The following is a 15,122-nucleotide window of genomic DNA, read 5'->3' as shown; positions in this document are numbered from 1 at the left end:
AGCTGGCATGGATTTTGCAAACCGTTTCCGTGTTATCATAATGGTCTCCAGGTAAAAATAGTCTGTTGCATCAATGGCCTAAAGTGGATTATACCGGGATTTTGCCTAATTCAACAGCATTGAGGAGTTCACTCCGCCACCTGATTGGAACGCCGATTTCGAGTACTCGGGTCACGGCTTTTCTGCTGGTGAGGAAGCGGGTTTTTCCGACTTCTTCGCCGAATTGTTCGGCCGTATGGGCGGCGCGCGTGGGTTTGCGGATGGTCGTGCGGCCGACGCCCCTTGGCGCGGCGACGACCATCACGCCAGGGTCATGCTCGAGGTCGAAGATGCCTTTACTGGCGCAACGCGGCAGATCAGCCTGCGCACGCCGCATATCGACTCACACGGACGGCGCAGCGTGCAGACACGCACGCTGAACGTCAAGATCCCGCCCGGGGTCTACGCCGGGCAGGTGATCCGGCTGGCGGGGCAGGGCGAAGCCGGCATGGGTGGTGCGGCGGCCGGCGATCTGTTGCTCGAGGTCCGCTTCCGGCCACATGCGCGCTATCGGGTGAGCGGGCGCGACGTCTGTCTGACCTTGCCGGTGACTCCCTGGGAAGCTGCCCTCGGCGCCGTGGTCAATGTCGATCTGCCGCTGGGCAGCCTGAAAGTACGAATTCCGGACGGTGCGCAGAGCGGCCGACAGGTACGCGTGCGCGGTAAGGGAATCCCCGGGCCGAAGCCGGGCGACCTGCTGCTCGACCTGCAGGTCGTGCTGCCGCCAGCCGATACGGCGAGGGCGCGCGCGCTCTACGAAACGATGGCGCGGGAACTGGCTTTCAATCCGCGTGAGCAGACAAGGAGGTGAGTCATGGCGAGTGATGATGTCCTGGTCGGCAGTCTGATGGAAGAGTCCTGGCTGACGCTCGAGCAGGTTGCCGCGGCGTGCACCGTCGAACCCGCGTGGTTGATCCGCCATCTCGAGGACGGGCTGATTCCGCACGCTGAGAGCGTCGCCGGCGTGTGGTGCCTGGCCGGTTCAAGCCTGCTTCGCGCGCGCCGCATGCGGCAGATCGAGCGCGATTTCGATGCGGTGCCAGAACTTGCTGCGCTGGTCGCCGACCTGCTCGAGGAAGTCGACGATCTACGCGCTGCGCTGCGCACCCGGCGCGCTGCCGGGGGCTGATAGCGCTTGCGCTATACTTGGCCGGTCACCGCTGCGCGAGATTGTCCAATGCCCACCAACGACCGATTCTTTTTCCGTCTCGCCTGGTTGACGCTCGCCGGTGCGCTGCTCATCCTGGTCTGGCGCAGTGCTCCGCTGATCGAAGGCTGGTTCGCACCGCGCCAGGCAGAACCGCGCACAGTCACGGCGCGCGGCGAGATCGCCGCGGACGAAAAGGCGACGATTGCACTGTTCGAGAACGCGCGCGATTCGGTCGTCTTCATCACCACGCGCGGGCTGGTGCGCGATTTCTGGACGCGCAACGTGTTCAGCGTGCCGCGCGGCACGGGTTCCGGCTTCATCTGGGACGACGCGGGCCACGTGATCACCAACTTCCACGTCATCGAGGGCGCCAGCGAGGCCTCGGTCAAGCTCGCCGACGGGCGGGTCTACAAGGCCGGCCTGGTCGGCGCGTCACCGGCGCACGACATCGCCGTTCTACGGATCGGCGTTGGCTTCAAGCGCCCGCCGCCGGTGCCGCTCGGAACCAGTGCCGACCTGCGCGTCGGCCAGAAGGTCTTCGCCATCGGCAATCCCTTTGGGCTCGACTGGACGCTCACCTCGGGAATCGTTTCGGCGCTCGATCGTTCGCTCGGCGGCGAGAACCGGGCGACGATCGAGCATCTGATTCAGACCGATGCGGCGATCAACCCGGGGAATTCGGGCGGCCCTCTGCTCGATTCCGCAGGGCGCCTGATCGGCATCAACACGGCGATCTACAGCCCGAGCGGGGCGAGCGCCGGGATTGGTTTTGCCGTTCCGGTGGACACCGTCAATCGGGTGGTACCGCAGGTGATCAGCGGCGGTCGCTACATTCGGCCGGCGCTTGGCGTGCACGCGGACGAGGCGATCAATACCCGGCTGAAGCAGTTGTTGGGTGTCGAGGGTGTGGTGATTCTGCACGTCACGCCAGGTTCGGCAGCGGAGGCGGCCGGACTGCAGGGCGCGACGGTTTCGCCTGAAGGCAATGTCACACCAGGCGACATCATCACGGCGGTTGACGGCAAGCCGGTGGATTCGGTCGGCAAGCTGCTGGCGCGTCTCGACGATCGCCGGGTCGGCGAGACGATCAAGCTGGAAATCCTTCGTTCGGGTGGCAAGCGCGAAGTCGCGCTGGTCCTCCAGCCCGGCAACTGATCGCCGGTAAGTCCGGTTTAAGCATCGCGCGTTAAGCTTGTCGTCGTGCTCAGCGCAATCGATGGCACGGCGATTCCTCGGAGGCTCGCCGCCTGCGCGGGCCAGAACCCCTTAACCCCAAGCAATGCTCTACAAAGGACACATGACATGAAAGCACATAAGACTCTCGCCGCCGCGCTGCTGCTGGCACTCGCCGGTGGCCTGGCCAATTCAAGCCTGGCGGCCGACAGCGCAGCCGCGGCCCCGGCCAGCACCGCCGCTCCCGCGCGTGAGATCAGCAAGGAGCAAGCGATCGAGATGGCCCTGAAAGCCCATCCGGGTGAAGTGACCAAAGCCTATCAGGACACCAAGAAGGGTAAAAAGACCTGGGAAGTGAAGATCGATGGCAAGGACGGCAAGAAGTGGGAAATCCACTACGAGATTGCCACTGGCGCTCTGGTTGCCGAGGAGAGCAAGTAAGGCAGCAAGCGAACCGCGTGTAAGTGCCATCCGCCTCGCCGCGACGCAGCGAGGCGGATTTCCTTTCTGACCAATCTTTTCTGCCAAAGCCATGTCCAATTTCGAGCCGCGCGAAATCTCCGTCTGGGACCCGCTGGTCCGCCTCTTTCATTGGCTGCTCGTCGTCGGCTTCTGCGTGGCCTATGTTTCGCAAGGCGACGTGTTCGAGCGACTGCAGGATCGGCTCGATGGCGAGTTGGTGCAGCTCGTTCATGTCTGGGCCGGTTATACGATTGCCGGTCTGTTGGCGATCCGTCTGATCTGGGGCTTTGTTGGCCCGCGCTACGCGCGCTTCAGCGACTTCGTGCATCCTCCGCGCGTCGTCGCCGCCTATGTCCGTGATGTCCTGACGCTGCGTGCGCGTCGCCACCTGGGGCACAACCCGGCCGGTGGCGCGATGATCGTTTTCCTGCTCCTCGGCCTGCTGCTGACGATTGTCAGCGGCGTCGCGCTCTACGGCGCCGACAAGGGCCTGGGTCCGCTGGCTGGCTGGCTGGCGGAAAGCAGCGAGTCGACGGTCGAGTTTCTCGAAGAAGTTCATGAAGTGGCGACCAACGGCATGTTGCTGCTCATCGCCGGGCATCTGCTCGGAGTGCTTTGGGAGAGCATTCTGCATCGCGAGAATCTCGTGCGGTCGATGTTTACCGGACGCAAGCGACCCTAGAAGACTGCCCGCAGCACGCTGCGCTGGAGCGTGCCTGGCGTCAAACGGCGATTGACTTCTTTCGCCCGATGCGTGGATACTGTCAAAATGTCATTCGACAACAGACGGAACAGCATCGGGGCTGATATCATGGCGATACTGAAGGATTTTGACGAGCTGGTGGTCACTCCGCGCGGTGGACCGACCAGCGTTGGGCGCTTGCATGAGATGCGGGAAGGCGTTGTCCGCTGTCTCGGCCCGCATGGCCTGCATCGGATGGTCTACTCCGAATGGGGCGACCCGGCCAACCCGCGCGTGCTCGTCTGCGTCCATGGCCTGACGCGCAATGGGCAGGACTTCGACGTATTGGCCAACGCGCTGGCCGGTGAATATCGGGTCGTTTGCCCGGATGTCGTTGGCCGAGGACGCAGCGATCGGCTTCACTTCTCCGACGACTATGCCCTGCCGACCTACGCCAACGACATGATGACGCTGATCGCCCGAATGGCGGTGGACGAGGTGCATTGGCTAGGAACCTCGATGGGTGGACTTATTGGCATGTTTCTGGCCAGCCTGCCTGGCTCGCCGATCAGCCGGCTGGTGCTCAACGACGTTGGCCCGACGATCGCCGTCGAAGCCTTGCAGAGAATCGGCGAGTATCTTGGCAAGGCGCCCGATTTCACCGACCTGGCCGAGGCCGAGGCGTATGTCCGGCAGGTTTGCGCGCCGTTCGGCGCGCTGAGCGATGCGCAATGGCGCTACATGACGGTTGTCGGGACGCGCCCCAAAGCTGCCGGCGGCGTCGAGATGAATTACGACCGGGCGATTGCCGAGCCCTATAAAAAGGCTTTTCTTGACGCCAAGGAGATCAGCCTCTGGCCGATGTACGATGCGATCCGTTGCCCGACTCTGGTCCTGCGCGGTGCCCAGTCGGACATCCTGGCCCATGAGACGGCAGTCGAGATGACGACGCGCGGGCCAAAGTCCAAACTGATCGAAGTTCCTGCCGTCGGACATGCCCCAATGTTTCTTGAAGAATCGCAGGTGCGCATGGTTGAGGACTTCCTGCTCGGCGAGCCGAACTGAGCGGGTTGCGGGGGACGTGGCGTCGTGGTGGGGACGACACAACCCAGGGTGTCGAGGGTGGCTTCGCCGTGTGTGTCGCCGATGAAACGCGGCGTGCACCGCCGCCGACGATCGCCCGGTCGGCGCCTGCCTGGCCTTGTTCGACCGCGCGTCTAGGGCGGGGTGGGCGTGATCATCACTTCTACGGCACATCGGCAGGACGTGGCTGACGATTCGTCGGCAGCGCGCCAGACGGTCTGCCCGCCGGCGCACCCGGCGGTTGATCTCGGGCAGCCGCCGCCAGCCACAGCTGGTGCTGCCGATCAGTTGCTGCGAATGCTTCGTGAGTGGCATCGGGCGCTCGTGCGCAGTCTGAACGAGGATGAGCTGCTCGGCGCCGCTTGCCGTATCGTTGCCGAGGTGGGAGGCTTCGCCTTTGCGCGCATTGTCGCCGCGGACAGCGATTCGGCGCAGGCATTGCGCGTGCTGGCTGATTCCGGTCCGTTCAGCGAGCGCACTGAGGACGCTTTTCCGACTGGTGAGGCGATCCGATTGAATGGTACGGACGCTTGGCATCGCGCCGTCAGCGCGGCGATCAGCGCGAGCCAGCCGTGTGTGCTCGATGAGATGGTCAGCACAGCCGATCGGGCGATAGTTGCGAACGAGCCGCAGGCGCAGCAGCCGCGCGCGCTTTGTGCGTTGCCGCTGCGCGGCAAGGACGGGTGCTTAGGCGTATTGCTCGTCGGTGCGTCCGGGTCTGGTGCCTTCGATCCGGCGACGGTCAGCGTGCTGGAGGAACTCGGCGAAGGCCTGGTTTTCGGTCTTGCCGCGCGGCAAGCGTGCGGCGCGGGCGAAGGCTGCGCTACGGTAGCTGCGCCAGTCGAAGCGGATTCGGGTCTCTTCTTCGACAGCAATCCGTGGCCAATGTGGATTTACGACCTGCAGACTCTCGCCTTCCTGGCGGTGAACGACGCCGCCGTGGTCGCCTATGGCTACACGCGCGAAGAGTTCCTGGCGCTCACCATTCTTGATGTCTGTCTACTCGATCAGGCGCCCCTCCTTGGCGACGATGTCGTAGGCGTCGAGGACGGTATCGCCGATTCCGGCATCTGGCAGCACATCAGGAAAGATGGCCGCCTGCTCGAGGTCGAAGTGACCGCGAGCAGAATCATGTTTCGCGGGCGCACGGCTGAACTGAGCCTGATCGATGACATTACGGCGCGGCGCCGTACCGAGGCGGCACTGATCGAGAGCGAGATCAACTATCGGCAGCTTGTTGAGAACGCCAACAGCATCATCCTGCGCTGGACGCCGCAAGGCGAGATCACTTTTATCAACGATTTCGGGCTCAGGTTTTTCGGCTACGCGCACGACGAGCTAATCGGCCGGCACGTCGTCGGAACGATCGTGCCGGCGGACAGGCCGGGCGGCCAGGACCTGGGCGCGCTGATGGAGGAGATCTGCCGGGAACCCGACAGGTTCGAGCATAACGTCAATCAGAACATACGTGCGAACGGTGAACGCGTGTGGGTCGCATGGACGAACCGGGCTGTACTCGACGAGCACGGGCGGGTCACCGAATTGTTCAGCGTCGGCGCCGACATCAGCGCGCGCAAGCTTGCGGAAGATCGGTTGGCAGAAAGTGAGGCGCGTTATTACAGCCTCTTCGAAACTGCTCCCGACGCGATCGTGATTCTCGACCGGCAGACGCACAGGGTGCTCAATGTGAATCGGGCGGCTTGCCGGCTTTACGGTTACACGCGCGATGAATTCGTGCGTCTGCTGCCGGAGGATGTGCCGGCGCGAGTCGAGCGCATCATCACCAACGGCAGCTTGGATGAAGGCGGTGCGCCGATCTATGCGCGCTGGGAAAAAAGGAAGGATGGCACGATCTTCCTGGTCGAGATCGAGACCGGCTTTTTTGAACAGGGTGGTCGGGAAGCTGTGGTGGTCTTCATTCGAGACGTTACCGAACAGAAGCGTGCCGAAGAGGCTCTGCGCTTGACCCAGTTTTCGGTTGACCACAGCAGCGAAGCGGCATACTGGATGAGTGCGGATGGCCGGCTGATCTATGTTAACCGGGCGGCGTGTGAGGCAGTCGGCTACTCGCATAGCGAACTGCTACAGATGTCGATATCCGAGATCGATCCAGTCTTCCCGCCCGAGCGCTGGGCCGCGCATTGGCAGGAACTGCGGGATCGGCGCCACATGGTGTTCGAGTCGACGCATCGGAGGCGCGACGGCAGTTCCTTCCCGGTCGAGATCAGGGCCAACCTGATCGAGTTTGGCGGTAAGGAGTACAACTGTGCGCTGGCGCGCGATATCAGCGAACGTAAGCGTGCCGAGGCACAACTGCGTCGATACCGCGAGCACCTGGAGGACCTGGTAGCCGAGCGCACGAATGAATTGCAGTGCGCCAATCGCGAGCTGCGCCAGGCGATGGCGCAACTGGTTCAAGCGGAGAAGCTGGCCGCGCTTGGTAGCCTCGTGGCGGGCGTGGCGCACGAACTGAATACGCCACTTGGCAACAGCCGCGTCGTCGCCAGTCTGTTGGGCGAGCAGATACATGAATTGGCCGCTGCCTTCGAGCTCGGGTCTCTGCGCCGTTCGCAGGTCGAAGGATTTCTTCAACGTGGACGCGAAGCGGTCGAACTGCTCGAACGGAACGCCGCGCGCGCGGCAGACTTGATCAGTCAGTTCAAGCAGGTGGCAGTCGACCAGAGCAGCGTGCGACGGCGCACGTTCGACCTGCGGCAGACGGTCGACGACATCCTTGTTGCCTTGCGCCCAAGACTCAAGCGAACGCAGCATGGTATCGATGTCGACATTCCCAACGGACTTGAGCTCGACAGTTATCCGGGGCCGCTGGAGCAGGTGATCGTCAATCTCGTCGACAACGCGCTTGCGCACGGTTTGGGTGGCCACAAGCCGGGTCGAATCGAGTTCAAGGCGCACGCTCACGGTTCGGCACAGCTTGTTCTGCGCGTGTCCGACGACGGGGCGGGAATCCCCGCAACGATTCTCAGGCGCGTTTTCGAACCTTTCTTTACGACGCGCCTCGGGCAGGGTGGTAGCGGCCTTGGTCTATACATCGTCTATAACCTGGTGACCGGCGTGCTTGGCGGAAACATCGATGTCGAAAGCACGCCGGGGCAGGGAACGACTTTCGTCCTCACGCTTCCCCGCCGCGCCCCGGAAGGTTCGGCGGGTGAACCAGCACTGCCGGAACGCTGACGCATCTGGCCGAACGTGCCTGGTGCTCGGCACGCCCGTTACGCTGGAAGCGCCCACACAGCTTTGCCGCTTGGCCGGGAGCTCGATCAGCGCCGGGTCAGCGCGGCAGGCGGATGTGCAAGAAGGCTGGCCACTGCGCCGCCGGATCGAGGCGGACGTAGGCTCGTCCGGATTGCCCCGGAGCAAGCTGAGCACGGTACTTGGCAAGCACTTCGCGATTGATGCGGGCCGTTGCGCGAAGCATGCGCTGCGCCTGTTTGTTGCTCGTGCCAGCCGCCGCCTCGTCAAGCGACGAAACCTGTGCCGGGACAACATAGTTCGGGGTCGGATCAAGCAGCAGGCGAACGTCGCTACCGATAGGGACCTTACCGGCGAAGCGCTCAGGTAGCGCGAGGCTGACCTGAACGTCGCTCGGATCGATCAGTGTCAGCACGCTCGCTCCAGCCGGCAGCAGGTCGCCGGGTCGTGCCCGGGTGGAGTTGACGCGACCACCGCGCGCTGCTTCCAGCACGCTGTCCGCGGCATCGCCATGCAATGGCGGCGTGTCGATGCGCGCGACAGGCTGCCCGGCTTGCACCGTGTCGCCGGGCTTGACCAGGATGTCGACCAGGCGGCCTGGCAAGCGGGTTGTCACGTCGAATTCGACAGCTTCGGTTCTTCCGTCACCCTCAGCAAAGCCGGGCGGCAATACGTTGCGCTGCAAGCGGTAAACAGCGTAGCCTCCGGCGGCCAGAACGATCGTGGCAACGATGGCGAAGAAAATGGCGCGCTGCGGAGGGCGGCTAGTCATCGTGCGGCTGTTCCAGATGCGTCGCGATGCGCGACCTAGGCGAGGAAAGGTCGCACCGCACTGTGCCGCCGAGCGTGGCCTTGTCGGATCTCATAGATTGAGATTATACCGCACGCAGGCGAAACGGATTTTTGGACGAATTGGGCGTCGAGGGAGAAGTAAGCAGTTCCGGTTTGTCGCAAGTGACCTGTCGGCTTGTTCCTGGTGACGACGATGGGCGGAATCAGGCGGGCGGAACGACGCGAGGAGAGCGATCGGCAAAATGCGGTTTGCCGAAGCGGAGTGAACAGCTAGGATTGGCTTCGCTGTTGCCTTCGCACAAGGCACGGCCACGTTTGGCCGGCCGTCTGGAGTGGCGGCTCGTGGCCGCCGGCAAGCTCTTGTTCGGCCGGCGATCAAGTCTCGTTGGGCACGCCAAAAAGCTGTGCGGTGGCCGACAGACCGTCCATCGCTTCGGTCTGGACTTGCTCAATACAGGCAGGATCGAGGCCAGTCGCTTCCCAGGCATACGGGTCAATTCGTGCGATCAGCGTCGCTCTGTCCAGCTTGCTGCTGCGCACCAGATCGAGCGCTGCGGCGATGTTGAGCAGCGACGCCTCAAGGCAGTGCGCTTGCGCTTGGCGAGGCTCGTTCTGATGGCGGATCGACTCACCAAAACACTGTGGAAGATGCCAGCAGTCGGTCAAGGCGCCACCGACCTCAGCGTAATCGCAGCCGATTAGCGCACGTTCGGTCTCGGCCAGCTGCCACGGGCAGGTGCGCGTCTCTTCAAGCGCTTGCGCGGCGAGTTTCGGAGCCTTCAGATAGATGATCAGGTGGCCGAGATCGCTGAGTAGAGCTTCGGTAAACACACGGCCGAGATCGACCAGATGCCCGTTGCGCGCCAGAGCGGTTGCCGCCAGCGAGCGAAAGATGCTGCCGCGCCAGAAGCGGGCGACATCCATCAGTTCGGGTCGGATGCGGTTGAAGGTTCCGACCACCGCGGTGGCGAGAACCAGGTCATGCACGTGCAACATGCCGAGCAGCGAAACGGCACGCGCCAGCGAGTCTATCCGGCCGCTGAAGCCCCAGAACGCGCTGTTGATCAGCTTCAGTATTCGGGCGCTGACGCCCGGGTCGGCGGAAATCACACGCGCGAGATCGATGGTGGTTGCCCGCGGATCGTCGACAACCTGCTTCACCCGGGCAAATACTTCTGGCAAAGTAACCAGCGTTACGCTGGAGGCAACGAGTTGTTCGGCGGTCGGCATGGCAATCGAGTGCTTTCGGCAAGAGGGCCGGCTGGCGGCGGGGCGAATGGAGTCAGAGCATACACGACGCGTTGCCAGGCGGGTGGCGCATCACGCTTGCCATACGGTGACGCGGTTGCGGCCACCTTCCTTGGACTGGTAGAGCGCCGAATCGGCGCGGTCAATCAACTCGGCGGGGTCGCGCATGTCGGCCGCCAGCCCGGCAAGACCAAAACTCGAAGTGATTTGCAGTCCTTCGGTTGTGCGCACGGAGCTTCCCGCGTGTAGTTCCACTTCTGAGCGCAGGCGGGCGGCGATTTCGGCAGCCTGGGCAACGGTCGTTTCCGGCAGAATGATGCAGAACTCCTCCCCGCCGTAGCGGCAGAGCAGGTCGTGCTGGCGCAGGCCTGCCTGTAGCGTCCGCACCAGCGCGCGTATTACCTCGTCGCCAACCGCGTGCCCGTAACGGTCATTGAAGCGCTTGAAGTGATCGATGTCGCACATGATGCAGCACAGGTTCTTGGCCTGCTTGCGCGAGTTGATGAACAAGCCTTCGAGCATTTCGAAGAACGCGCGCCGGTTCAGGCAGCCGGTGAGCGGATCACGGCTGGCGAGCTGATGCAGTTCCATGTTCTGCTGGCGAATCTGCTCGCGCGAACCTTCCAGTTCGACCAGCGTCTGGCGGAGTTCTTCGTTGATACGATGGACCTCGGTGACGTTGTCGAAGGAGATCAGGCAACCGCGTACGGCGCCCTTCGGGTCCACGATTGGCGATGCCTGGACGATCAGCTTGAGCGGGTCGCCGGCTGGCTGTTGCAGGTCGCAGATGATCCCAGCTTGTGCTCGATTCTCGCGCATCGCGCGCTCCCAGGGGAGCGCTTCCGGGTCTGTTCCAAAGCACTCGCAGAGCCAAGCGTGCTCGTTGATTGGCCGGCCGATTGGACTGAGCGCTGCAGCCGGGTGCAAGGCATTGAAGGTCTTGTTGGTGAGCATCAAGCGTCGTTCGCGATCGACGATGGCGATGCCGTCGGTCAGCGTGTCAAAGGCGTGGCGAACGCGTTCGGGTACGGCCGTTGTCGGGTCCAGGTACTGCAGCGCACGGCGCATGTACAGATAAAAGCCGAAATACGCGGACAGCCCCAGAACAAGCATCAGGACGACCGTCGGGTAACGCAGCCAGCCAAGGACGGTATTCGGCAGAATCGGCTGGAAGACAATCTCGACCTGCCCCCATGGCTGACGATTGGCGAAGATGGGCATGTGTACCTGGTCCAGCACCGACTGCTCGTCGTGCGGTGCGACCCAGTGGCGCGCGTGCTCGCCGACGGCAACGTAGATCCGTCCGTCATTCAGGCGGAAGGCCAGCGACAAGACATCCGGGTCGCCGGCCCGAAAATCCGCGTAGGCGCGCGCCAGGATCATCGGGTCGTTGCTGGCCAGGAGTGCGGCGGTCTGGATGGCGATTGCCTGGCTGCTGCGCTGACGCACTTCACGCGCGATTCTGAGGTAATCGGGCACCAGGCCGGCGAAGTCGAGAATCAGGAGCAGCATCAGCATCAGCGAGGTGAGGCCGAGGCTGATTCGCGAGACGGGGCTGACGCGTGGCGCTTTCATGTCTTGATCATCCGAGAAGAGCTTCCGCGCTGCCCGGCTCAAGTCGATAACCCCCGGCTGACTCTTCCGGCGTGTCGTCGTCCAGCCAGTCGCCAGGCCGGCCAGATCCCGCCTTGTCGGGCAGAATCGGCAGCGGATCGAGTTGCCGCCATGCGGGAACAGCGGTAATCAGGCTCGCCATCAGGCCGCCGACGCGGAGCGCCCACCAGACGGCACCCACGGAAAACGCCATGCCGACCGTGCGCGCGGTATCGAGGGCGACTTCGAACGACTCGGTATGTTCCGCCTGTTCCAGCACGGCAGGTCGTGCCGCGACGAAACCTTCCGTGGCGCCACGGCGCTCGGCGCTTGTGCTGATGTAACGCGCCAGATCGAGCTGGAACTGCTCGAGGTAAGGCTGGGGAACGTGGTCGACAGCGGCGCTCGAAGAACTTACGGCGACCGCACTCGCGATGTCGGGGAGGGCAGTCCTGAGGAGCGGCGAATCAAGTTCGGGCGTTGGCAGGGGTGGGCTGAGCAAGGTCGCCTCGATCGACATGGGTGGCTGAAGCGCCGTTTCAGTCAATGGCGGAACGGTTGGCAGGCGATCCGCAGGGCTGGCTTGGCCGCTGGCCGTCGCGGCAGGGCTAGCGGAAGTGCTCGTGCTCTTCGCGGTGCCGGTGCTGCCCGTCGTGCTGGCGGTATCGCTCGAAGATCCTGCGCTCGACGATCCGCCGCTCGAGTCCGTTCCGGACGAGGTATCGAAATAGGGGTTGACCCGAACGGAGACCGCAACCGGCGTCGAGGTGAGCCGTCCATCACTGACCAACACTTCAAAAGCGGGTGCGTTACCGCCGGCCTGGTGGACGAAACGGACTCTGCCGGCCAGCAGATCGTCTTCGCCGAACGACGTGATCGCAACGCCCGGCGTGCCGGCGAGCTCGAAGCGACCGCCCACGACGTTGGTGAGGGTGAAGCGAAAGTTGGTGATGATGCTGTCACGGTCGCTGGCATCGAGCAGGGCTGTCGTCATGGTTACCGACCCGCCGAGGTCGACCGTCGGCTGCTGGGCAACCAGGACGGGTGAATTATCGTTCGTGTCGGTGATCCGGATCAGCGCCTCGAGGCTGGACGATTCGCCGTCGGGCATCCGCGCAGTAACGACAATTCGATACTCGCGCGTGCTTTCATAGTCGAGCGCATTGGCTGCCACGAGACGGATGACGCCGGACTGTGGATCGACCGCAAAGCGTCCGCTGCCGTCTGCAGTCAAGCCGTAGCGTGGTGTGCTGACCGACTCACCGTGCGAGGCAGACGCGGTGATTCCGACTGCGGTACCTGAAGGCGCGTCTTCCGGGATCTGATTGGGCTCCGGATCGACGTCCACGACCGGGCTGATCCCGGGCTCGGCCAGATCGAAAACCGTCACCACAATCGCTTGCGTCGCCGAGCCGCCGGCACCGTCGTGCGCCGCGACAGTCACCTCGTAGATGCCGTTGGCGTCGGCGTCGGTGGGTCGCTCGAAGTTGGGTGCAGACGTGAAGCGCAGTTCATTCGCGACGATTTCGAAACACGCCGCGTCCGCACCTCCGGCGATCGAAAAGTCGAAGGTCTGGCTCGGCAGATCAGCATCGGTAGCACTCAGCGTGACGGCAGTGACTGTGTTTTCGGCGGTGAGGGGGGTGGCGTTTGAGGTAATGATCGGGCTGTGGTCATTAACCGGAGTGATGTCGATGCTCACCGTTGTCTCGCTCGCCTGGCCGTCGCAATCGCTCAGACGATACGTAAAGCTGTCGACGAAGTTCTCGCTGCCGTCGTGCGTGTAGCCGAAGCTTCCGTCGGCATTGAGAGTAAACGAGCTGGCGTGGCTCGGGCCGATCAGCAGGCTGACGCTGACCGGAGCGTCGGTCAGACCACCGTCGTTGACGATGACGCTGCTCGCACCGCCAAGCAGTGAGGTCGCGGTGCCACCCTCAGCGACGCGTATGGCGTCAGCTTCGGCCAGCGGAGTGGAGTCGTCGACCGCGATCACGTCGATGGTGATCGTCTGCGCGCTCGGGTCGAGATCGACGCCACCGTTTTCGCTGCCGCCGTCGTCCTGGACCTGGAAGCTGAAGCTGGCATAAGCCACGCCGTTTGCGTTGGCGGCCGGCGTGAATTGCAGCTGGCCTGCGCCAATTGCGTTGGCGCTGACGAACTGGCTGGCGGTGACTGGCGCGCCGGCGAGCGTCAGGCTGCCTGCAGTGGGCAGGGTGGTTATCCTGACGTAGGCCAGAGTGTTGCCGGGATCGTCTAGTGTGTCGCGGAAGCCGAAATCGCTGAGGCTGAAGGTGTACGCGCTGTCTTCGAGCATGGCGACAGTCGTATCGGTGCCAGTGGGCGCGTCGTTGACGTTGGTCACGGCGCTCGTGCCGGCGGAGGGGATAGACTCGAGCGTTCCCTGGTTGTCGGTGTAGCTCGCGACGACACGCAGAACCTGGCCCACGTCGGCTTGCGTCGTCGTGTAGGTGCTGCTGGTGGCGCCGACGATGTCGACGCCGGCACGCTGCCACTGGTAAGTTATTGTGCCCAGGCCGTCGGCGTCGTCGAGCGTGTGGCTGGCGGTGAGCGTCTGGCCTTGGGCCGGCGTCGTGTCGTCGATGGTGACGCTGCCGGTCGGTGCGTCGTTGAGGTTGGTGACGGCGCTCGTACCGGCGGAGGGGATAGACTCGAGCGTTCCCTGGCCGTCGGTGTAGCTGGCGACGACGCGCAGGATCTGTCCAACATCGGCCTGCGTCGTCGTGTAGGTGCTGCCGGTGGCGCCGACGATGTCGACGCCGGCGCGCTGCCACTGGTAGCTGATCGTACCGAGGCCGTCGGCGTCGGCGAGCGTGTGGCTGGCGGTGAGCGTCTGACCCTGGGTCGGTGTCGTGTCGTCGATCCCGACGCCGCCGGTGGGTGCGTCGTTGACATTGGTGACGTCACTCGTGCCGGCGGACGGGACCGATTCGAGGATACCCTGGCCGTCGGTATAGCTGGCGACGACGCGCAGGATCTGGCCGACATCGGCCTGCGTCGTGGTGTAGGTGTTGCCGGTAGCGCCGGCGATGTCGACGCCGGCACGCTGCCATTGGTAGCTGATCGCGCCGAGGCCGTCGGCGTCGGCGAGCGTGTTGCTGGCGGTGAGCGTCTGACCTTGGGCTGGCGTCGTGTCGTCGATCGTGACGCTGCCGCTGGGTGCGTCGTTGACATTGGTGACGGCACTCGTGCCGGCGGACGGGACCAATTCGAGGGTGCCCTGGCCGTCGGTATAGCTGGCGACGACGCGCAAGATCTGTCCGACGTCGGCCTGCGTCGTCGTGTAGGTGCTGGCGGTGGCGCCGACGATGTCGACCCCGCCACGCTGCCATTGGTAGCTGATCGCGCCGAGGCCGTCGGCGTCGGTCAGCGTGTGGCTGGCGGTGAGCGTCTGACCTTGGGCCGGCGTCGTGTCGTCGATCGTGACGCTGCCGCTGGGTGCGTCATTCACATTCGTAACCGAGCCCGTGGCGGCGGAGGGCACCGATTCGAGCGTACCCTGGCCGTCGGTATAGCTGGCGACGACGCGCAGGACTTGGCCGACATCGGCTTGCGTCGTGGTGTAGGTGCTGGCGGTGGCGCCGACGATGTCGACACCGCCACGCTGCCATTGGTAGCTGATCGCCCCGAGGCCGTCGGCGTCGGTCAGCGTGTGGCTGGCGGTGAGCG

Annotated in this window: 10 protein-coding genes and 1 pseudogene; 7 read left to right on the top strand and 4 right to left on the bottom strand. The window is 63.9% G+C overall.

The genetic code is table 11. From position 1 onward, the window contains the following. Nucleotides 1-121: 121 nt before the first annotated feature. The 7 genes and pseudogenes from Q1L59_RS07665 to Q1L59_RS07635 all read left to right on the top strand — a co-directional run. A pseudogene (locus Q1L59_RS07665) lies at nt 122-850 on the top strand (DnaJ C-terminal domain-containing protein); the annotation flags it as partial. 3 nt (nt 851-853) lie between these two features. After that, nucleotides 854-1,168: a chaperone modulator CbpM gene (locus tag Q1L59_RS07660; RefSeq protein ID WP_300330381.1), complete on the top strand. Its 315-nt coding sequence runs from the start codon at nt 854-856 to the stop codon at nt 1,166-1,168. A 48-nt stretch (nt 1,169-1,216) separates the two neighbouring features. Next, on the top strand, nt 1,217-2,344 hold the full coding sequence (locus Q1L59_RS07655) for a trypsin-like peptidase domain-containing protein (RefSeq protein WP_300330378.1): 1,128 nt from the start codon (nt 1,217-1,219) through the stop codon (nt 2,342-2,344). Between the two features lie 147 nt (nt 2,345-2,491). Continuing rightward, complete coding sequence (locus Q1L59_RS07650; protein WP_300330375.1) at nt 2,492-2,803, top strand: PepSY domain-containing protein; 312 nt, start codon at nt 2,492-2,494, stop codon at nt 2,801-2,803. 91 nt (nt 2,804-2,894) lie between these two features. Beyond that, the gene (locus tag Q1L59_RS07645; protein WP_300330372.1) at nt 2,895-3,506 is read left to right on the top strand and encodes a cytochrome b/b6 domain-containing protein; all 612 of its coding nucleotides are present in this window, start codon (nt 2,895-2,897) and stop codon (nt 3,504-3,506) included. 207 nt (nt 3,507-3,713) lie between these two features. Continuing rightward, nucleotides 3,714-4,571 carry an alpha/beta hydrolase gene (locus Q1L59_RS07640; protein ID WP_300330384.1) on the top strand — a complete coding sequence of 286 codons (858 nt, stop codon included), beginning with the start codon at nt 3,714-3,716 and terminating at the stop codon, nt 4,569-4,571. A gap of 168 nt (nt 4,572-4,739) precedes the next feature. Beyond that, nucleotides 4,740-7,784: a PAS domain S-box protein gene (locus Q1L59_RS07635; RefSeq protein ID WP_300330369.1), complete on the top strand. Its 3,045-nt coding sequence runs from the start codon at nt 4,740-4,742 to the stop codon at nt 7,782-7,784. A gap of 97 nt (nt 7,785-7,881) precedes the next feature. On the opposite strand, the gene Q1L59_RS07630 is transcribed toward Q1L59_RS07635, so the two are convergent. The 4 genes from Q1L59_RS07630 to Q1L59_RS07615 all read right to left on the bottom strand — a co-directional run. After that, nucleotides 7,882-8,574: an HlyD family efflux transporter periplasmic adaptor subunit gene (locus tag Q1L59_RS07630; RefSeq protein ID WP_300330366.1), complete on the bottom strand. Its 693-nt coding sequence runs from the start codon at nt 8,572-8,574 to the stop codon at nt 7,882-7,884. 395 nt (nt 8,575-8,969) lie between these two features. Beyond that, nucleotides 8,970-9,824 (bottom strand): HDOD domain-containing protein, encoded by an 855-nt coding sequence (locus Q1L59_RS07625; RefSeq protein WP_300330364.1) that lies wholly within the window; start codon nt 9,822-9,824, stop codon nt 8,970-8,972. 90 nt (nt 9,825-9,914) lie between these two features. Continuing rightward, nucleotides 9,915-11,417 (bottom strand): sensor domain-containing diguanylate cyclase, encoded by a 1,503-nt coding sequence (locus tag Q1L59_RS07620; RefSeq protein WP_300330361.1) that lies wholly within the window; start codon nt 11,415-11,417, stop codon nt 9,915-9,917. Between the two features lie 7 nt (nt 11,418-11,424). Then, nucleotides 11,425-15,122 (bottom strand): cadherin-like domain-containing protein (locus Q1L59_RS07615; RefSeq protein ID WP_300330358.1); only part of this gene is annotated, 3,698 nt, incomplete at its 5' end.

Source organism: Accumulibacter sp., assembly GCF_029255125.1.
GTDB lineage: Bacteria > Pseudomonadota > Gammaproteobacteria > Burkholderiales > Rhodocyclaceae > Accumulibacter.
The sequence above is the reverse complement of the archived record's forward strand: the minus strand, read 5'-3'. Positions and strand labels throughout refer to the sequence as shown.